The organism is Micromonospora sp. NPDC049240 (assembly GCF_040647835.1).
Classification (GTDB): Bacteria; Actinomycetota; Actinomycetes; order Mycobacteriales; family Micromonosporaceae; genus Micromonospora.
The window spans coordinates 227097-245037 of the sequence record NZ_JBEZCX010000010.1 but is presented as its reverse complement, the minus strand read 5'-3'; the positions used below and the strand labels follow the sequence as shown (position 1 = coordinate 245037).

Genomic DNA, 17941 nt, shown 5'->3' with positions numbered 1-17941 from the left:
CCTTCCTCAGGCGGTGACCAACGACACGGCGCCCCACCCTATGGCGGCGGCGCCGCCCGTGGGGGGCGCCGGGCCGGGTGCGTGGTTGGATGGGGCGGTGACTGGTGACCTGATCCCCGGCGCCGTGGGCGCCCCCGCCCCCTCGACCGTGGACGCGGATCTGGTGGTCAGCCTCGACGGGGTCGGCGTCACGCGCTCCGGCACCGCGCTGGTGCGCGACGTCGACTGGCGGGTCGAGCTGGACGAACGGTGGGTGCTGCTCGGCCCGAACGGCGCCGGCAAGACCACCCTGCTCAACCTGGCCGCCGGCCGGCTGCACCCGAGCAGCGGCGTCGCGCACGTGCTCGGCGAGCGCATCGGCCGCACCGACGTCAACGAGCTGCGTACCCGGATCGGCCTCTCCACCGCCACCCTCGCCGAGCGGATCCCCGCCGACGAGCGGGTCGTCGACGTGGTGGTGACCGCGGCCTGGTCCGTGGTCGGCCGCTGGCGGGAGAGCTACGACCGCACCGACGAGGCGCGGGCCGCCGCGCTGCTGAGCCAGCTCGGCGTCGGCCACCTCGCCGAGCGCGGCTACGGCACGCTCTCCGAGGGCGAGCGCAAGCGGGTGCAGATCGCCCGCGCCCTGATGACCGACCCGGAGCTGCTGCTGCTCGACGAGCCCGCCGCCGGGCTCGACCTGGGCGGTCGGGAGGACCTGGTGGCCCGGCTCGCCGAGCTGGCGTACGACCCGGACGCGCCGGCCATGGTGCTGGTCACCCACCACGTCGAGGAGATCCCGCCCGGCTTCACCCACGCGCTGCTGCTGCGCGAGGGCGGGGTGGTGGCGCAGGGCCTGCTCGCCGACGTGCTCACCGCCGACAACCTGTCCAAGACCTTCGGCCTGCCGTTGGTCGTCTCGCGGACCGGCGACCGCTGGACCGCCCGGGCCGCCTGAGACTGTCATGCCGCAGACCCGGATCGCCGTCGTCGGCAGCGCCAACATGGACCTGGTCGGCACCGCCGCCGCGCTCCCCCGGCCGGGGGAGACGGTGCTCGGCAGCGACTTCGTGATGCTGCCCGGCGGCAAGGGCGCCAACCAGGCGGTCGCCGCGGTCCGCGCCGGCGCGTCCTGCGTCTTCCTCGGCGCGATCGGCTCGGACGCGTTCGGCGTCACCCTCCGGGCCCGGATCACCGCGGCCGGCGTCGACACCGGCCACCTCCGGGTGACGTACGGGCCGTCCGGTGTCGCCCTGGTCATGGTCGGCGGCGCGGGCGAGAACGCGATCCTGGTCACCCCCGGCGCGAACGAGGCGTTCACCGGGCTCACCGAGGACGAGCTGGCCACCGTACGCGAGGCGGACGTGCTGGTCGCGCAGCTTGAGGTGCCGGTCGAGACGGTGACCGAGGCGGCGCTGGCGGCCCGGTCCGCCGACACCCGGGTGGTGCTCAACGCGGCGCCGGCCCGGCCCCTGCCGCCCGAGCTGCTGGCCGCGACCGACCTGCTGGTGGTCAACGAACCCGAGGCGCAGGCGTTGACCGGCCGCGGTCGGGACGAGCCGGCGGCGCTGCTCGACCTGGTGCCCCGCGCGGTGCTCACGCTCGGCGGCGACGGCGCCTGGTACGTCGACCGGGACCGCCCGGCGCTGCACGTGCCGGCCCTACCGGTGGACGTGGTCGACTCCACCGCCGCCGGGGACGCCTTCACCGCCGCGCTGGCGGTGGCCTGGGGCGAGGGGCGCGACCTGGCCGAGGCAGTCCGCTGGGCGGCGGCGGCCGGGGCGGCCTGCGTCCGCAAGCTCGGCGCCTCCGTGGCCCTGCCCCACCGCGCGGAGATCGACGCGCTGTTCGGCGGGCGTCAAGGAGGGGCCCCTTCTTAACGCCTCCGGTATAGGCGGGGCCCCTTCTCAACCCTCGGCGCGCTCGCCGCGGCCTTAACCCTCGGCGCGCTCGCCGCGGCGGCGAAGCATGGCGAGGCCGGGGATGCCGGCCACCGCGAGTTTCAGGTCCCGGGTGACGTCCAGCAGGTCGTGCAGGTCCGGGCCGACCCGGTCCAGCGTGGCCAGGATCGGCAGCACGTCCGAGGTGAGGTGCTTCTTCAGCTTCGGCAGCTCGTCGACGAGCCGGATCGCGGCGGTCACCTCCTCCGGGCTGAGCTGCTCGACGAAGCGGGCCGCCATCGGCGCGGCCCGGCGCAGCGTCGCCTCGTACGCGGTCAGCAGCTCGGTCGCGGTGCCGGCGGCCTGCTCGGCGGTGGCCACCGTGCCGGCGGCCCGGGTCGCCACCGTGTCCGCCTCGGCCACCACCCCGGCGGCGGCCCGCGCCACCCGGTCCGCCTCGCCGACCACCGTGGCGGCGGCAGCCGAGACGCGCTCCGCCTCGCCGACCACCACCGCCGCCGCGGCGGCCACCTCGGTCGCGGTGTCGATCGCGGTGGTGGCGGCGGCGCTGATCACGGCCACCTCACGCACCGCCCCCTCGGCGTCGGTGAGCACCCGGTCGGTGCGGTCGAGCGTGCCCTCGATCCGGTCGACCGCACCGTTGATCCGCCGCACCAGCGCCTCCACCTCGTCGAGCACGGCGAAGGCGCGGGCGGGCACGCCGGCGAACGCGGCGGCCGAGCCGAGCGCCTGGTCCAGGGCGGAGCGGGTGAGGCCGACGACGGCGCGGGGCCGGGGAAGTGGGATCGCCATGATGACCAGTGTGCGTCGCGCCAGCCAGCGACGCCCGGTGGCGCCTGAGTCAGACGGTGCACCTTCGCCGCCGATGCGGTTGCCAAAGAGGTGTCGAGCCCTACCAACCGCTGCCCGTCGCCGCCGGCGAATCTACTCTGCCGAGGGATTGACGTAGACGCCTCGGCCCGGCTGTCCGTACACGAGGTTCCGTGCCTTGAGCTGGATCATGACGAAGCGGATCACCGTCTCGCTGACCTCGTAGATGTCGCATAGCTGCCGCGTGCTGGGCAGGCGGTCACCTGGCTTCAACACGCCGGACTCGATCTGCCGCGTGATGTCGTCGGCGATCTGTTGATACAGCGGCTCGGCCATCCGTCACCCTCCCTGCATTCAGGGAACACGCGGGGGGATCAAGTAGGCGACACGGGGTATCGCAGGTGTACCCAGCGTACCTAGTAACGTAGGTTGGGATTGTGGCGACGGTGAGCTTCGACGAATACCTCCGGGCGGCAGCCCTGACCCTAGCGCGCAGGCACCGGCCCACCTGGGACTACCTGCTCAAACGGGTGACCTGTCGCTGCGGTCGGGATCTCCCCTGTCACGTGAAGCACCGCGTCCCGATCAGCCGGGGGCATTGGCCGGACGTGTCATGACGATCCCGGTTCGCCGCGATGTGCCGTGCCTGGTGCAGCTCGCGTGGTCATGCCTGGACTATCACCGCCACAAGCGCTGCCATCGGTGCTCGGAGGACGACCCCTGCCCTGCGGTTGGGGAGGCGCGTGCCCGGATCAAGGAGTGGCGTAGGGCATGCGTCCTGCTGGGGTGGTCCCGATGAGCACACCCCGTGCCGGGGACCTGGTCCACGTCACTGGAGCGGCCAGCCCGCAGTTCGTCAACCCGATCATGTTCCGCGTCATCCGCCAGCTCGAATGGACGACCTACGACGGGTGGGTGTGGCTCGACGGCTACCAGCTTGACCAGCGTGGAGATGCGATCGCTCGACGGTCCCTCTTCGTGAAATCCGCTGGCCTGGTCATCCAACAACGGACCGTCCCTACTCCTGGCCGAAGGGGGCCATCTGCCCCGCCATGAGCAGGCCGCGGGCATTGATCTCCCCGACACGGGTCAGGACTGCGCCCTCATCTGTCGGCGACGCTCCACCGTCAGGGGGCGTTTCAGACGGTTCAGGATGGTCAGGGCCAGCGCGGCAAGCTTGGTTCGCAGTTCGTCGTCGGCGCGCCCGCCAAGGTCGTCTTCGAGGTACGCCGCGAGGGCGGCGACGGCCGGAAGTAGGTCGTCGAGCGGGCTGCCCTCATGTCCCACCACGTAGAGGCGGTGCGTGCCCACCTCGGCAGGGATGCTGCGGTCGAGGATCCGCCTGCAGGTGTCGGCCGCGATCAGCGCCACGGCCGTCGGTAGGTCTGGCTCCGGAAGCCCGAGCTCGGCGATGACCGCCGCCAGGTGCCGATTCGCGCCATGTGCCGGCAGCGTCCGAGCTGACTCGGCCGCGAGCGCCATCACGGCTTGGCTGTCGACGCCGGCCACCAGCAAGTCGCAGGCCAGCATCACCGCATGGTGCGGGTCGGCGTCGCCGAGCAGCGTCCGGGCCTGTTCGGTCCGGAGCCGGCGAAGAAGGTCGTCATTCACCCGCCGAGGCTAAGGGACACGTGTTACCCCGTAGGACTGTCTGGTGAGGATTGTTGGGCATGACGGCGGGATGCAGGTGCGGTTCTGACCATGTCACCGCTTGGCCGCCCCGGGGCAACGCCGGCTCTCCCGCGGCGCGGGCGTGCCGCGTAGGGTGCCGGCATGCCCGCCCCCGGCTCGGCCCCGCGGCGACCCCTCGTGCTCGGCGTGCTCGCCCTGCTCGCCGTCGTGCTCGGCACGCTGCTGCTGGTCCGCGCGGACGCCGGCCTGAGCACGCGTCGGGCCACCGTCGCCGGGGTGCCGCTCACCGAGGTTCGCCAGTCCGGGACGGGCGGCGACCGTCGACCGGGGGTGGTGATCGCGCACGGGTTCGCCGGCTCCGCCCGGCTGATGCGACCGCTGGCCGACTCGGTGGCCCGGCACGGCGCGGTCGCGGTGCTGCTCGACTTCGCCGGGCACGGCGCCAACCCGGCCGCGCTGCCCGGTGCGGGTCGGGACGACGAGCGGGCCCGGGCGGTCCTGCGGCACGACCTGGACGTCGCGCTGGCCTGGCTGCGGAGCCGGCCGGACGTCGACCCGGACCGGATCGTCCTGGTCGGCCACTCGATGGGCGCCGGGGCGGTCACCCGATATGCGGTCGACCACCCGGAGATCACCCGGACCGTGGCGATCTCGCTACCCGACGCGGACGACGTGCCGCCCGGCTGGGCGGGCCGCCTCACGGTGGTGGTGGGCGGGCTGGAGTTTCCCGACTTCCGCCGGGCGGCCGAGGCGGCGGCGGCCGGCGGGCCACCGGGGGCGCGGGAGCGGGTGGTGGCACCCGGCACCGAGCACATCTCGGTGCTCTTCGCGCCGCGTACCCACGCCGCGACGCTGGCCGCGATCCCGGGTCGCCCCGGCGGTCCGCCGCCGGCCCCGCTGACCCGCCTGGCCGGCGGCGGGCTGCTTCTGCTCGGCCTGGGGCTCGGCTTCGTACCGCTGGCCTCGCTGCTGCTGCGCGGCCCGCCGCCGCCCGCCGCGTCGGCCGGCGGACCACGCTCCCGGCCGGGTCGGTGGCTCACGGTGGCGGTGCCGGCGGCCGGGCTCGGCGCGGTCCTCGCCACGCCGTTGCCGACCGACCGGCTGCCGCTCGCGGTCGGCGGGCACGTGGCCGTGTTCCTGCTGCTCACCGGCGTGCTGCTGGTTGCGGCGCACCGGAGTTTCGGGCTTCGTCGGCCGCCGGCCGGCCACGCCCGCCGGCCGACGCGCGCCGCCGGAGTGGCGGCGGTGCTTCTCGGGTACGCGGTGCTCGCCGTCGCGTTGCCGCTGCACCTGGGGTTCACGTCGGGGGCACCGGTCGGCGCCCGTTGGTGGCTGCTGCCCCTGGTGACGCTCTGTTGCCTGGCCTTCCTGCTCGGCGCCGAGTTGGTCACCGAGGGCCGGGGCGTGGCCTACGCGGCGGTCGGCGGGCTCGCGGTGGTGGTCCTGGCCGCCGCGGCGGTGACCGGCCTTGCGCCCGGGTTCGTGCTGCTGGTGGTGCCGCTCTTCGCGGCGCTGGTGGCCTGGCAGGCGGCGTGGGCCGGGGTGCTGCGCCGTCGCGACGCGCCGTGGTGGCTGCCGGCGGCGGTCGGTGCGGTGGTGCTCGCCTGGCCGATCGCCACCACGCTGCCGCTGACCTGAACCGGGGCGGGAATCAGCGGTTCGGCCGCGCCACCCGCAGCGCCCACCAGATCAGCGGCGCCTGCATCGGCACCCGGCCGTAGGCGACCGCCCGCTTCACCGGCCGTCGCCGTCGCCAGTCCCAGGCCATCTGCGCGTTGGCCGGCAGCACCGCGACGAACAACGCCGCCGCGGCCAGCCCACCCCGTCGTCGGGTCGCCGGATGCGCCACCGCCGCCGCCACGGCCAGTTCCGCGACCCCCGAGGCGTACGTCCAGAAGCGGGCCGGCCCGGGCAGGACGCGCGGCACGATCGGGTCGTAGAAGCCGGGGCGGGCGAAGTGGGTGACGCCCGCGGCGGCGAGCAGCCCGGCGAGCGCGACGGCCTCGCCGCGACGGTGGGTCATCGTCGGTCTCCCTGCTGTTCGACGGCGCGCTGCACGGCCCGGTAGATCTGCCCGAACCGTAGCGCGTCGGGCGTGCGGACCAGCATCGTCTCCCGGCCGTGGACCTGCACCCACAGCTCGTGCACCCGGTTGCCCCGCTCGTAGGAGCGGTCCAGCCAGCCCAGCGGCACCTCCAGGAACGGGGTGAGCACGAGCCCCACCACCACGAACGCGGCCAGGATGATCAGGGCGAGTTTCCAGTCGCCCCGGTCCTGCGCGGCCCAGGCCAGCGACAGCACGCAGACCAACGCCACCAGCGGCGGCAGCGACAGCAGCAGGACCAGCACGCCCCGGCCCAGGACCCGGCCCCGGACCGCCATCGTGGTGGTGCCGCGGGCGTGCCAGACGTACGTGATGTCGGCGAGCGCGACGACCTGCCCGCCGGCGTGGATGGTCTGCGAGGTGACCTGTACCGCGTCGTCCCGGTAATAGAGGGTCATAAATCAGCGTACCCACTGGGAGTGCGCGGGCGGAATCTGTGGGTAGCGTGGTCGGCATGGCGGACGGGGACGAGCGGGCGCGCAACGTCGAGGTGGTCCGGCGGTACCTGCGGACGTTCGTCACCAAGGACCTGGCCGAGGTGGTCGACGAGGACGTGGCGATCTACGGCTCCGGCACGGCGGTACGCGGCCGGCGCTGGCCCGAGGCCGCCGTCTCCTCGCCCGGCCTGACCGTGCTCGACCAGGAGGTCGTGGAGATCTTCGCGGCCGAGGACCGGGTGGTGGTGTCGATCGCGCAGACCTACCGGCGGGACGCGACCGGGGCGACCACGGTGCAGAGCGCCTGCAAGATGTACCGGTTGGCCGGCGGCCGGATCGTCGAGTTCTGGGGCGAGCAGGACACCTACGGCCTGCTGCGCGGGCTGGGCCTGGTGCCAGACGACCCGATCACGTTCTGAGCGGCACCGGGACCGGCACCGGGCCCCGAGGGCATGCGCTCCATGGCCCGCTGCACCGCCCGGTAGATCTGGCCGAAGCGCAGCGCGTCGCCGGTGTGCAGCAGCCGCACCGGCCGGCCCCGCCAGGTGGCCCACATCTCCAGCTCGCGGCTGCCCCGCACGTACGAGCGGTCCAGGTGTTCGAAGAGCACGTCGGCGAGCGGCCCGACCGCGAGGCCGACAAGCACGGAGGCCCCGACGATGGCGACGGTGACGGTGAGCGAGCGGTGCAGCCAGACCGCCAGCGCGATGCCCAGCAGCGCGGCCACCAGCGGCCCGGCGAGCGCCGCGCCGATCGCGCCGCGCCCGGCCAGCACCCGCCAGGAGCGGCTGCCCCGGCGGTGCCACACCATGGTCAGCTCGGCCAGCGGGTAGCTGTGCTCGTCCACCCGCAGCGCGGTGGACGTGACCCGGACCGACCGGTCGTCGTAGTAGGTGGTCATGACCTCACTCCCGGTGTCCGGCGGCTACCGCACTGTCTACCCCAACGACGTGGGTCGTAAGGTTGGCACGCTACTTCGACGAGGAAGTGAGGGCGGCGTGGGCGAGTTCGTCAGGCTGGAAGTGAAGGACGGCATCGGGACCATCCGGCTGGAGCGGCCACCGATGAACGCGCTCAACACCCAGGTGCAGGAGGAATTGCGCGCCGCCGCCACGGCGGCCACCGCCGACGCCGAGGTCCGCGCCGTCATCGTGTACGGCGGCGAGAAGGTCTTCGCGGCCGGCGCGGACATCAAGGAGATGGCCGACATGTCCTACGTGGACATGGCGGAGCGGGCGGCCGACCTGTCCAGCGCGCTGGGCGCGATCGCGCGCATCCCCAAGCCGGTGGTCGCCGCGATCACCGGGTACGCGCTCGGCGGCGGGTGCGAGCTGGCGCTGGCCTGCGACTGGCGGATCGTGGCCTCCGACGCCAAGCTCGGCCAGCCGGAGATCAAGCTCGGCATCATCCCGGGCGCCGGCGGCACCCAGCGGCTGGCCCGGTTGGTCGGCCCGGCCCGCGCCAAGGATCTGATCATGACCGGCCGGATGGTCGACGCCGACGAGGCGCTGCGCATCGGCCTGGCCGACCGGGTGGTGCCGGCCGCCGAGGTGTACGACGCCGCGGTGGCGTACGTGAAGCCGTTCCTGACCGGGCCGGTGCAGGCGCTGCGGGCGGCGAAGGCGGCGGTCGACGGTGGTCTGGACATGGACCTCACCTCCGGTCTGGCCTGGGAGAGCCAGCTCTTCGCGGCGCTGTTCGCGACCGACGACCGGCGCGAGGGCATGGCCGCGTTCGTGGAGAAGCGCAAGCCGGGCTTCACCGGCCGCTGACGCGAGGGTTGTTCACATCCGGTCTACCGGCCAGTAGCGTGTGACTCCGGTCGCGCGACGAAGGGGAGTGGCATGACGGAACGCCTCGAGGGGCACGGCGGCGAGTTGGCGCTGGCGGCGCTGCGGGCGCACGGCGTACGGGAGATGTTCACGCTCTCCGGCGGGCACGTCTTCCCGCTCTACGACGCCGCGCACAAGTCCGGCTTCCCGCTCTACGACGTGCGGCACGAGCAGTCCGCCGTGTTCGCCGCCGAGGCGGTGGCCAAGCTCCAGCGCCGCCCGGGCCTGGCCGTGCTCACCGCCGGCCCCGGCGTCACCAACGGTGTCTCCGGCCTGACCAGCGCGTTCTTCAACGCCTCGCCGGTGCTGGTGCTGGGTGGGCGCGCGCCGCAGTTCCGCTGGGGCTCCGGCAGCCTCCAGGAGATGGACCATCTCCCGCTGGTCGCGCCGGTGACCAAGCACGCCGAGACGGTGTTCAGCGCCGACGACATCCCGCGCGCGGTGTCGGCGGCGCTGACCACCGCGCTCACCCCGCACCGGGGCCCGGTCTTCCTGGACTTCCCGCTGGAGGCGGTCTTCTCGGTCGGCGACGCCGACCTGCCGGCGGTCACCCCGCCCGCACCGATCGAGCCCGACCCGGACGAGGTGGCTAAGGCGGCCGGCCTGATCGCCGGCGCGTCCCGGCCGGTGATCATCGCCGGCTCCGACGTGTACGCCGGCGACGCGGTCGACGCGCTGCGCGCCGCCGCCGAGGCGTTGCAGGTGCCGGTGTTCACCAACGGCATGGGTCGGGGCGCGTTGCCGCCGACCCACCCGCTGGCGTTCGCCAAGGCCCGCCGGGTCGCGCTGAAGGGCGCCGACGTGGTCGTGGTCATCGGCACGCCGCTGGACTTCCGGCTCTCCTTCGGCGACTTCGGCGACGCCACGGTGGTGCACGTGGTGGACGCACCCAGCCAGCGCGCCGGGCACGTGCAGCCGGCCGCCGCGCCCGCCGGTGACCTGCGACTGATCCTCGGCGGGTTCGCCGAGCACAGCGGCGACCGGGCCGACCACGCCGGCTGGATCGCCGAGCTGCGCACCGCCGAGGACGCGGCGAAGGCGCGCGACGCCGAGGAGATGGGCGCCGAGACCGACCCGATCCGGCCGGCCCGGGTCTACGGCGAGCTGCGCAAGGTGCTCGCCCCGGACGCCATCACCATCGGCGACGGCGGCGACTTCGTCTCGTACGCCGGGAAGTACCTGGAACCCGCGCAGCCCGGCACCTGGCTGGACCCCGGCCCGTACGGCTGCCTCGGCACCGGCCTGGGCTACGCGATGGGCGCCCGGGTCAGCCACCCGGACCGGCAGATCTGCGTGCTGATGGGCGACGGCGCGGCCGGGTTCTCGCTGATGGACGTGGAGTCGCTGGCCCGGCAGAAGCTGCCGGTGGTGATCGTGGTCGGCAACAACGGCATCTGGGGGCTGGAGAAGCACCCGATGCGCGCCATGTACGGCTACGACGTGGCCGCCGACCTCCAGCCCGGCCTGCGCTACGACAAGGTGGTCGAGGCGCTCGGCGGCGCGGGCGAGACGGTGGAGAAGGCCGCCGACCTCGGCCCGGCGCTCGGTCGCGCGTTCGACGCCGGCGTGCCGTACCTGGTCAACGTGCTGACCGACCCGGCGGACGCGTACCCCCGCTCGTCGAACCTGGCCTGACCACGACCGTGACCGCCGCCGCCGGGTGACCGGCGGCGGCGCGCGGCGTTTCAGACCTCCGGGCGGTCCCGGTCGTCGGGGCGGTCCCGCAGCTCCGCCTCGCGGCGACGCAGGTCCTCCTCCCAACGGCGGAGGCGTTCCTGGTCCTCGTCGCGGGAGCGCTTGTCGAGCGACGCGAGGAAGTCGGGGTCGTCGTCCGGGGCGAGCGGCCCGCGGGCCGGTGCGGCGGGTCCCCCGAACCCGGTGCCGCCGGCCGGGCCGGTCGGGCGTTCGCGACCGGCCACGAACCAGGCGATCGAGCCGACCACCGGGAAGAACAGGATGACCAGCACCCAGATCATCCGGGGCAGCGCCTTGACCTGACCCTCCTCGGCGGAGAGGCAGCTGATCAGCGCGCAGACGGCGAGCACGACCTGGACCAGGAAGAGCAGTACGTAGAGGCGGGCCATGCCCCATGATGGCCCACCCGACGGGGTCAGTGCACCCGGCCGAGCACGTGCGCCACGCCGAGCAGGGCCAGCGCGGCGGCGCCGAGCGCGGTCAGCGGCACGGACAGACGGCCGAGCCGGCGCGGGCCGGTGCCGGTGGCGCGCCGCCAGTCGACCACCAGCACGGCCAGCCAGACCGCGACCGCCGCCCCGGCCGGCACCGCGTCCCGGACGCGGCCGGTGAACGCCGGCCGGAGCTGGAGCAGCAGCACGACGGTCAGCGCGAGCAGCGTCCGCCGCCAGGCCAGCCGGGTGCGTTCGACCGGGAGACCGGCGTCGGTCATGCGGTGCTGGCTGGGCATGCTCTCACGGCCCTCGCTTCGCTCGGTGCGTTCGCTCATGCCGGGGCACCTCGGAGGAGGACGGCGGCCACCAGCAGCAGCGCGCCGACCGCGACGATCAGCGCCAGCACGGCGGGGAAGCGGGACGCCGGCAGTTCCTCGCCCAGCCGGATGGCGCGTTCGGTGCGGGCCCAGTGGTCCACCGCCCGGATCGACACGGTGGCGCCGAGCAGCAGCAGCCCGACGGCGAGCACCTCGCGCAGGTGGGCCAGGGGGAGCGGCGGGAGGAACTGCGCGGCGGCCAGCCCGCCCGCGACCAGCGCCAGCCCGGTCCGCAGCCAGGCCAGGAACGTCCGTTCGTTGGCCAGCGAGAAGCGGTAGTCCGGCGTGCTGCCGACCGAACGCAGTTCCCGCGGGTCGAACCAGCGCTTGATCGACTCCCACACGGCACCGATTATCCGCTTTGCCACCGGCCTAGCCTGAGTGGATGACCGATCTTGACGCGCGCGCCCTGCGCGACGCCTACGACACGCAGGTCCGTCCGGAGCTGCCGGACCCGGTGCCCGCCGGGGTGACCATCGAGCGGGACGGCCCGCTGTTCCGCGTGCTCGGGCTGGACCAGCGTGGCTTCCTCACCTACCGGACGCTCGACGGCCTGGCCGGCGCCGAACTGGACGCGTTGATCGCCCGGCAGGTCGAGCTCTTCCGGGCCCGCGGCGAGGCGGTCGAGTGGAAGCTCGCCGGCCACGACGAGCCGGCCGACCTGGGCGACCGGTTGCGCGCCGCCGGCTTCGTCCCGGAGGACGAGGAGACCGTCGTGGTCGGCCCGGTGGCGCCGCTGGCCGCCGCCGTCCCGGTCCTCCCCGAGGGGGTACGCCTGCGCGAGGTCACCGGTCACGCCGACCTGGCGCGGATCGCCGCCATGGAGGAGGAGGTCTGGCACGACGACCGCGGTCACCTGGTGCACGGGCTGGCCCGGGAGATCGAGGCGGACCCGCAGTCGATCACGATCGTGGTGGCGGAGGCGGGGGAGACGGTGATCAGCGCCGGTTGGATCCGCTACCAGGCCGGTACCGGGTTCGCCAGTCTCTGGGGCGGCTCGACGCTGCCGCGGTGGCGTCGGAAGGGCGTGTACCGGGCGCTGGTGGCGTACCGGGCGCGGCTGGCGCAGCAGCGCGGCCGGACGTTGGTGCAGGTGGACTGCTCGCCGGACAGCCGGCCCATCCTGGAGCGGCTGGGGCTCGTTGCGGTCACCACCACCACGCCGTACGTCTACACTCCGTGATCATGGACCGGTTGACGGAGGACGAGCAGCTCACCCTGAGGACCGGCGCGTTCGGGGCGGTGTTCCTGGTCTCCAACGCGGTGCCCGGGGTGCTGGGCATGGTGCGCGAGAGCATCGCCGCCTCCGGTGCGCTGGCCGACGTCGGTGGCGTGGTCAAGGAGGCGCTCACCACCGGTCCGCTGCCGCAGCTGCCCCGCGACTCCGCGCTGGAGATCGAGTCGGTGGTGCTGCCCGCGTTGGGCCGGGCGGTGGAGATCCTGCGCGCCAAGTCGCCGGGCGACGTCGAGGCGTACCGGTCGGTGGTGCTGGCGGCGGCGGACCGGGTGGCGGCGGCGCACCGGGGCGTGGCGCCGGCCGAGGCGGCGGCCATCGACAAGATCCGGGTGGCGCTGACCGAGGCGGCGTGACCACCACAGGTTACGGTGAGTTGCGTCACTCCGGGCTCCCGGGGAGTCGATGCTACTTGCGGGTAACATTGCCCCGTGGGCAAGTGCACAGCGGCCTGCGGTTGACCGAGCGTTAAGTCACGCGGCAGGCTGCGCCCGTGACCGGGCGAGTGATCGCTACACCAAACAGGAGGGTCGTCGAAGCGCGATGAACATCGTCGTACTCGTCAAGCAGGTGCCCGATTCGGGCGCGGACCGCAACCTGCGTCCTGACGACAACACCGTCGACCGCGGCTCGGCGAACAACGTCATCAACGAGATGGACGAGTACGCCATCGAAGAGGCGTTGAAGATCAAGGAAGCGCACGGCGGTGAGGTCACCATCCTGACCATGGGTCCGGACCGGGCGACCGAGTCGATCCGCAAGGCGCTCTCCATGGGGCCGGACAAGGCCGTCCACGTCGTCGACGACGCGCTGCACGGCTCCTGTGCGGTGGCCACCTCGAAGGTGCTCGCCGCCGCCCTCGGGCAGCTCAACGCCGACCTGGTCATCTGCGGTGCCGAGTCCACCGACGGTCGGGTGCAGGTCATGCCGCACATGATCGCCGAGCGGCTGGGCGTGGCCGCCCTGACCGGCGCGCGCAAGCTCACCGTCGACGGCTCGACGCTGACCGCCGAGCGGCAGACCGAGGAGGGCTACGAGATGGTCACCGCCTCGACGCCGGCCGTGGTCTCCGTCTGGGACACCATCAACGAGCCGCGCTACCCGTCCTTCAAGGGCATCATGGCCGCGAAGAAGAAGCCGGTGCAGACGCTCTCCCTGGGCGACCTGGGCGTGGCCCCGGCCGAGGTGGGCCTCGACGGCGCCACCAGCGCCGTGCTGGAGCACACCAAGCGCCCGCCGCGCTCCGGCGGCGAGAAGATCACCGACGAGGGCGAGGGCGGCGTCAAGCTGGTCGAGTTCCTCGCCACCGAGAAGTTCGTGTGAGAGGTCTGGACATGTCTGAGGTTCTCGTCGTCGTCGAAGCCACGAAGGAATTCGGCGTCAAGAAGGTCACCCTGGAGATGCTCACCCTCGCCCGCGAGCTGGGCACCCCGAGCGCGGTCGTGCTCGGCGGCGCCGGCGCCGCCGAGGCGCTGAGCGCCAAGCTGGGCGAGTACGGCGCGGAGAAGATCTACGCCGCCGAGGGCGAGGAGATCGACGGCTTCCTGGTGGCCCCGAAGGCCACCGTGGTCGCCGAGCTGGTCAAGCGGGTGCAGCCGGCCGCCGTGCTGCTCGCCTCGTCGCAGGAGGGCAAGGAGATCGCCGCCCGCCTGGCGGTCAAGCTGGACAACGGCATCCTGACCGACGTGGTCGCCCTGGCCGCCGACGGCACCGCCACCCAGGTCGCGTTCGCCGGCTCCACCATCGTCAAGTCCAAGGTCACCAAGGGCCTGCCGCTGGTCACCGTCCGGCCGAACTCGCTCAACCCGACCCCGGCCGCGGCCACCCCGGCCGTCGAGCAGCTCACCGTGTCGGTCGCCGACGCGGACAAGCTGGCCAAGGTCGTCGAGCGGGTCGCCGAGCAGAAGGGCTCCCGCCCCGAGCTGACCGAGGCGTCGATCGTCGTCTCCGGCGGTCGCGGCGTCGGCAACGCCGACAACTTCAAGCTGGTGGAGGAGCTGGCCGACCTGCTCGGCGGCGCGGTCGGCGCGTCCCGCGCGGCGGTCGACTCCGGCTTCTACCCGCACCAGTTCCAGGTCGGCCAGACCGGCAAGACGGTCTCCCCACAGCTCTACGTCGCGCTCGGCATCTCCGGCGCGATCCAGCACCGGGCCGGCATGCAGACGTCGAAGACCATCGTCGCGGTGAACAAGGACGGCGAGGCGCCGATCTTCGAGCTGGCCGACTACGGCGTGGTCGGCGACCTGTTCAAGATCGTCCCGCAGGCCGCCGAGGAGATCCGCAAGCGCAAGTGACCCCAGGGTCGTGAACGAAGGCCGCCGCCCGGATCACCGGGCGGCGGCCTCTTCTCGCCGGGAGCTGATCGGCGGGCCGGGGAGCTGAGCCGGCCCGCCGATCAGCCCGTCAGGGTGCCCCTCAACAGGCTGTCGCCGGAGTGGCGGGTGTTGTTGTCGTACTGCTCGGCGCTGATGTCGACGACGGTGAAGGTGCTCAGGTCGACGTTGCGGGGGATCGGCAGCAACGCGTCCCCCGATCCGTTGCTCAACGTGCCCACCGAGAACATCTCCATCGTCTTCGGATCGATCAGCCAGACCTCGTAGTACCCCGGAACGCTCGGGAGATTCGCCACGTGCAGATGCAATTGGTTGTCCCCGAGCACCCGGGCGTCGCCCGAGGCGTCCTTCGGCGTCGCGCCGAACGCGGCCAGTGGCGCACTGGCCAACACCGTCGGCTGCGGCGCCGGATCGTCACCGCCGGTGCCGAGCACCGCGACGGTGCCCGCCACACCGATCACCGCGGCGGCGGTGGCGGTGACCGCGGTGCTCGCCCACCTCGGCCAGCGGCGGCCACGGCGTGGGCGGACGACGGTCGTCGACCGGTCGCCGACGTCGGCCGGATCGCCGGCACGCGCCGGCCGGCGGCCGTTCAACGTGGGCAGTTCCTCGGCGGCCCGGATCTCGGCGACGATGCCCTGCCAGACGTGCTCCGGCGGATCGGGCAGCTCGGTCAGGCCCTGGGTGCCGGCGCCGAGCCCGGCGACGTGCCGGAGCGTCTCCAGCTCGCCCCGGCAGTGCCCGCAGGCGACGAGATGGGTGGATTCTCCGTCGGCCGCCTCGCTCTCACCGAGCGCCAGAAAGACCAGCCGGTCGTGGTCCAGGTGCTGCACCGTCCACCTCCCATCTGCGTTTCAGGCTCTGCATGCCGCGCCGGATGTGGCTCTTGACCGTGCCGAGCGGCACTCCGGTCACGGTCGAGATCTGCTGGTGTGTCAGGTCGTCGTAGAACGCCAGCTCCAGCATCCGCCGTTGCTCGTCGGGGAGCCGGGCCAGCTCGTCGGCGACCACCAGCCGGTCGACCACCGTGTCCGGGTCGGGACCGGTGTCCACCGGTTCGGGCAGTTGCTTCACCGTCTCGACCACCCGGGTCTCCCGGGCCGCGGCGCGGATCCGGTCGACCACCTTGCGTCGCCCGATGCCGAGCAGCCAGCCGATCAGTGATCCCTTCGCCGGGTCGAACGTCTCGCGGCCGAGCCAGGCGGCGACGAACGTCGCCTGCGTCACGTCCTCGGCGTCACTGCGGTTGACCAGCGTCGTGGTGGCCAGGTGCAGCACCGCTCGGCCGTATCTGTCGTACGCCTCGCGCAGGGCAGCCTCGTCGCCGTCGCGGAACCGTGTCGCGAGATCGTCCTCGACCGGCGGCTCGGGGCCCTGCCTCGCCGCCGTCACCGGGCGGCTCGCCATCCGTGGGGCATGCCGAACTGTAACTCCCACCGCCCCCGCCCCACTCCCGGTGTGTCCGACACGACGCTCATCACCCCTTCCTTCGTCGGCGAGGGGCCCGACGGATGCGTCCGCGGCCGGAAAAAGAAAACGGATCCGGTGCGCATCCGGGGGCGGCGGGGCCGGCGTAACCCGTTCTGCAAGCCAGGCCTGACGAATCAGCACCAACCACCAGGAGGCACTCAAATGCAGTACGCCATGTTCCGTCGGGTCGCCGCGGGCGGCGCGGTGGCCGCCCTCACCTTCGCCGGCGTCGGCGCCGCCACCATGAGCCCGGCCTACGCCGCCTCGTCGAAGGTCTCCGTGGTCCACGGCATCCCGGACACCCCGGTCGACGTCTACGTCAACGGCAAGAAGACGCTCGACAACTTCAAGCCCGGCGACGTGGCCGGCCCGCTCACCCTGCCCGAGGGCGAGTACGACATCGCCCTGACCAAGCCCGGTGAGGCGGTCGACAAGGCCATCCTGAAGGTCGACGACGCCGAGGTGCCGGGCGGGGCGAACATCAGCCTCGCCGCCCACCTGAGCGCCGACGGCAAGCCGCAGATCACCCCGTTCGTCAACGACGTGTCCAAGGTGGGCGCCGGCAAGGCCCGGCTGATCGTCCGGCACACCGCCGCCGCGCCGGCGGTGGACGTGCGGGCCGGCGGCAAGCCGGTCTTCGAGGGGCTGACCAACCCGAAGGAGGCTAAGGCCGACGTGGCCGCCGGCACCGTCAAGGCGGACGTGGTGCTCGCCGGCACCGACACCGTCGCCATCGGCCCGGCCGACCTGAACCTGAAGGAGGGCACGGCCACCATCGTCTACGCGATCGGCTCCGCCGAGGCCAAGAACCTCGACCTGGTCGCGCAGACCATCAGCGGCCTGCACTCCGCGCCGGGCGGCGTGCCCAGCGGCACCGGCGGCCAGGCCGGCACCGGCGTGGACACCTGGTGGTACGTGCTGGCCGGCGCCGGCGTGCTGCTCCTGGTCGGCGGCGGTGCGCGGGTGGCCACCGCCCGGGCCGGTCGCCGGTGACGGTGCGCAACCGCGGGGCGCTGGCGGCGATGGCCGCCGGCGTCGCCGCGCTCACCGTGGCGACGCTTGTGGCGTGCGGGTCGCAGCCCGCCGAGGACGTCGGCGCCGACGAGGCGGCGGCCCTGGCCAGCGCCACCTCCAGCGCGACGCCGGCGGCGACACCGACCGGGGACGCGTCGGTGCCGGTGAACGCCGGCACGCTGCCGGCGGACGGCAACGCCGTGCCACCGGTACGGCTGAGCATCCCGCCGATCAAGGTCACCGCCTCGGTCAACCCGGTCGGCATCAACGCGCGCACCAACGAGTTCGAGGTGCCGCCCAGCGTGGACCAGGTCGGTTGGTACCGCTACGGGCCGGGGCTGGAGGCCGACGCCGGCTCGGTGGTCATCGCCGGGCACGTGGACAGCGCGGAGCAGGGCAAGGGTGCGTTCTTCCGGCTCCGTGAGCTGGACCGGGGGGACACCTTCACCGCCACCGGCGCGGACGGGAAGGACCGTCGCTACCGGGTGGTGGCCCGGGAGGAGTACACCAAGACGAAGATCCCGCTGGAGCGGTACTTCGCCCGCGACGGCAGCCCGCGACTCACGTTGATCACCTGCGGCGGCCCGTTCGACCCGAAGACCCGGCACTACCGCGACAACATCGTCGTCACCGCGGTTCCCGCGTGAGCGCGAGGAGTGAGCCGGTCTTGCGAGCCCCGCAGTCGCGAA

General features: G+C 73.4%; 24 protein-coding genes. 13 read left to right on the top strand and 11 right to left on the bottom strand.

Features of this window, described 5'->3' with window-relative positions; translation table 11 throughout:
* The first annotated feature begins 40 nt into the window (after window positions 1-40).
* Both AB0B02_RS17810 and AB0B02_RS17805 read left to right on the top strand, forming a co-directional pair.
* Window positions 41-937 (top strand): ABC transporter ATP-binding protein, encoded by an 897-nt coding sequence (locus AB0B02_RS17810; protein WP_357301531.1) that lies wholly within the window; start codon window positions 41-43, stop codon window positions 935-937.
* A 7-nt stretch (window positions 938-944) separates the two neighbouring features.
* A complete protein-coding gene (locus AB0B02_RS17805; protein ID WP_357301386.1) occupies window positions 945-1859 on the top strand; it encodes a ribokinase in 915 nt (304 codons plus the stop codon).
* Window positions 1860-1913: 54 nt separating this feature from the next.
* Here the strand turns inward: AB0B02_RS17805 and AB0B02_RS17800 are convergent, their stop codons facing one another.
* Window positions 1914-2672 carry a hypothetical protein gene (locus AB0B02_RS17800; protein WP_357301383.1) on the bottom strand — a complete coding sequence of 253 codons (759 nt, stop codon included), beginning with the start codon at window positions 2670-2672 and terminating at the stop codon, window positions 1914-1916.
* 132 nt (window positions 2673-2804) lie between these two features.
* Entirely contained in the window at window positions 2805-3026 is a 222-nt protein-coding gene (locus tag AB0B02_RS17795; protein ID WP_357301380.1) for a winged helix-turn-helix domain-containing protein, read from the bottom strand.
* 459 nt (window positions 3027-3485) lie between these two features.
* On the opposite strand from AB0B02_RS17795, the gene AB0B02_RS17790 reads away from it, so the two are divergent.
* Complete coding sequence (locus tag AB0B02_RS17790; protein ID WP_357301377.1) at window positions 3486-3746, top strand: hypothetical protein; 261 nt, start codon at window positions 3486-3488, stop codon at window positions 3744-3746.
* Between the two features lie 33 nt (window positions 3747-3779).
* Here the strand turns inward: AB0B02_RS17790 and AB0B02_RS17785 are convergent, their stop codons facing one another.
* Window positions 3780-4301 (bottom strand): hypothetical protein, encoded by a 522-nt coding sequence (locus AB0B02_RS17785; RefSeq protein ID WP_357301374.1) that lies wholly within the window; start codon window positions 4299-4301, stop codon window positions 3780-3782.
* A gap of 162 nt (window positions 4302-4463) precedes the next feature.
* Between AB0B02_RS17785 and AB0B02_RS17780 the strand changes: the two genes are divergently transcribed.
* The gene (locus AB0B02_RS17780) at window positions 4464-5960 is read left to right on the top strand and encodes an alpha/beta fold hydrolase (RefSeq protein ID WP_357301370.1); all 1497 of its coding nucleotides are present in this window, start codon (window positions 4464-4466) and stop codon (window positions 5958-5960) included.
* Between the two features lie 13 nt (window positions 5961-5973).
* On the opposite strand, the gene AB0B02_RS17775 is transcribed toward AB0B02_RS17780, so the two are convergent.
* Both AB0B02_RS17775 and AB0B02_RS17770 read right to left on the bottom strand, forming a co-directional pair.
* Complete coding sequence (locus AB0B02_RS17775; protein WP_281935923.1) at window positions 5974-6345, bottom strand: hypothetical protein; 372 nt, start codon at window positions 6343-6345, stop codon at window positions 5974-5976.
* The gene (locus AB0B02_RS17770) at window positions 6342-6824 is read right to left on the bottom strand and encodes a DUF6232 family protein (RefSeq protein WP_281935921.1); all 483 of its coding nucleotides are present in this window, start codon (window positions 6822-6824) and stop codon (window positions 6342-6344) included. The genes AB0B02_RS17775 and AB0B02_RS17770 overlap by 4 nt, the downstream gene beginning before the upstream one ends.
* 56 nt (window positions 6825-6880) lie before the next feature.
* Between AB0B02_RS17770 and AB0B02_RS17765 the strand changes: the two genes are divergently transcribed.
* A complete protein-coding gene (locus tag AB0B02_RS17765) occupies window positions 6881-7282 on the top strand; it encodes a nuclear transport factor 2 family protein (RefSeq protein WP_357301365.1) in 402 nt (133 codons plus the stop codon).
* Here the strand turns inward: AB0B02_RS17765 and AB0B02_RS17760 are convergent.
* On the bottom strand, window positions 7228-7764 hold the full coding sequence (locus AB0B02_RS17760) for a DUF6232 family protein (protein ID WP_357301362.1): 537 nt from the start codon (window positions 7762-7764) through the stop codon (window positions 7228-7230). The genes AB0B02_RS17765 and AB0B02_RS17760 overlap by 55 nt on opposite strands.
* Before the next feature lie 97 nt (window positions 7765-7861).
* On the opposite strand from AB0B02_RS17760, the gene AB0B02_RS17755 reads away from it, so the two are divergent.
* Both AB0B02_RS17755 and AB0B02_RS17750 read left to right on the top strand, forming a co-directional pair.
* Window positions 7862-8635 (top strand): enoyl-CoA hydratase-related protein, encoded by a 774-nt coding sequence (locus AB0B02_RS17755; protein WP_281935915.1) that lies wholly within the window; start codon window positions 7862-7864, stop codon window positions 8633-8635.
* A gap of 72 nt (window positions 8636-8707) precedes the next feature.
* Window positions 8708-10330: an acetolactate synthase gene (locus AB0B02_RS17750; protein ID WP_281935913.1), complete on the top strand. Its 1623-nt coding sequence runs from the start codon at window positions 8708-8710 to the stop codon at window positions 10328-10330.
* Between the two features lie 50 nt (window positions 10331-10380).
* Here AB0B02_RS17750 and AB0B02_RS17745 read toward each other — a convergent pair whose 3' ends face one another.
* Genes AB0B02_RS17745 through AB0B02_RS17735 form a run of 3 tightly spaced genes read right to left on the bottom strand, consistent with a single transcriptional unit; the run spans window position 10381 to window position 11545 of the window.
* Entirely contained in the window at window positions 10381-10779 is a 399-nt protein-coding gene (locus tag AB0B02_RS17745; protein ID WP_281935912.1) for a PLD nuclease N-terminal domain-containing protein, read from the bottom strand.
* A 26-nt stretch (window positions 10780-10805) separates the two neighbouring features.
* A complete protein-coding gene (locus AB0B02_RS17740) occupies window positions 10806-11159 on the bottom strand; it encodes a DUF202 domain-containing protein (RefSeq protein ID WP_357301357.1) in 354 nt (117 codons plus the stop codon).
* Complete coding sequence (locus AB0B02_RS17735; RefSeq protein WP_357301529.1) at window positions 11156-11545, bottom strand: DUF202 domain-containing protein; 390 nt, start codon at window positions 11543-11545, stop codon at window positions 11156-11158. The genes AB0B02_RS17740 and AB0B02_RS17735 overlap by 4 nt, the downstream gene beginning before the upstream one ends.
* 41 nt (window positions 11546-11586) lie before the next feature.
* Between AB0B02_RS17735 and AB0B02_RS17730 the strand changes: the two genes are divergently transcribed.
* From AB0B02_RS17730 to AB0B02_RS17715, 4 genes are all read left to right on the top strand, one after another.
* Window positions 11587-12384: a GNAT family N-acetyltransferase gene (locus AB0B02_RS17730; RefSeq protein WP_357301354.1), complete on the top strand. Its 798-nt coding sequence runs from the start codon at window positions 11587-11589 to the stop codon at window positions 12382-12384.
* A 2-nt stretch (window positions 12385-12386) separates the two neighbouring features.
* A complete protein-coding gene (locus AB0B02_RS17725) occupies window positions 12387-12791 on the top strand; it encodes a hypothetical protein (protein WP_357301351.1) in 405 nt (134 codons plus the stop codon).
* 187 nt (window positions 12792-12978) lie between these two features.
* Window positions 12979-13758 carry an electron transfer flavoprotein subunit beta/FixA family protein gene (locus AB0B02_RS17720; RefSeq protein WP_357301348.1) on the top strand — a complete coding sequence of 260 codons (780 nt, stop codon included), beginning with the start codon at window positions 12979-12981 and terminating at the stop codon, window positions 13756-13758.
* Window positions 13759-13769: 11 nt separating this feature from the next.
* Window positions 13770-14729: an electron transfer flavoprotein subunit alpha/FixB family protein gene (locus tag AB0B02_RS17715; protein WP_281935904.1), complete on the top strand. Its 960-nt coding sequence runs from the start codon at window positions 13770-13772 to the stop codon at window positions 14727-14729.
* 101 nt (window positions 14730-14830) lie between these two features.
* Here the strand turns inward: AB0B02_RS17715 and AB0B02_RS17710 are convergent, their stop codons facing one another.
* Window positions 14831-15601 carry an anti-sigma factor gene (locus AB0B02_RS17710; protein ID WP_281935903.1) on the bottom strand — a complete coding sequence of 257 codons (771 nt, stop codon included), beginning with the start codon at window positions 15599-15601 and terminating at the stop codon, window positions 14831-14833.
* The gene (locus AB0B02_RS17705; protein WP_357301345.1) at window positions 15555-16175 is read right to left on the bottom strand and encodes an RNA polymerase sigma factor; all 621 of its coding nucleotides are present in this window, start codon (window positions 16173-16175) and stop codon (window positions 15555-15557) included. The genes AB0B02_RS17710 and AB0B02_RS17705 overlap by 47 nt, the downstream gene beginning before the upstream one ends.
* 225 nt (window positions 16176-16400) lie before the next feature.
* Between AB0B02_RS17705 and AB0B02_RS17700 the strand changes: the two genes are divergently transcribed.
* Window positions 16401-17231 (top strand): DUF4397 domain-containing protein, encoded by an 831-nt coding sequence (locus AB0B02_RS17700; protein ID WP_281935899.1) that lies wholly within the window; start codon window positions 16401-16403, stop codon window positions 17229-17231.
* Window positions 17228-17899 carry a class F sortase gene (locus AB0B02_RS17695; protein ID WP_357301341.1) on the top strand — a complete coding sequence of 224 codons (672 nt, stop codon included), beginning with the start codon at window positions 17228-17230 and terminating at the stop codon, window positions 17897-17899. Before AB0B02_RS17700 ends, AB0B02_RS17695 begins: the two co-directional genes overlap by 4 nt.
* Window positions 17900-17941: the final 42 nt, after the last annotated feature.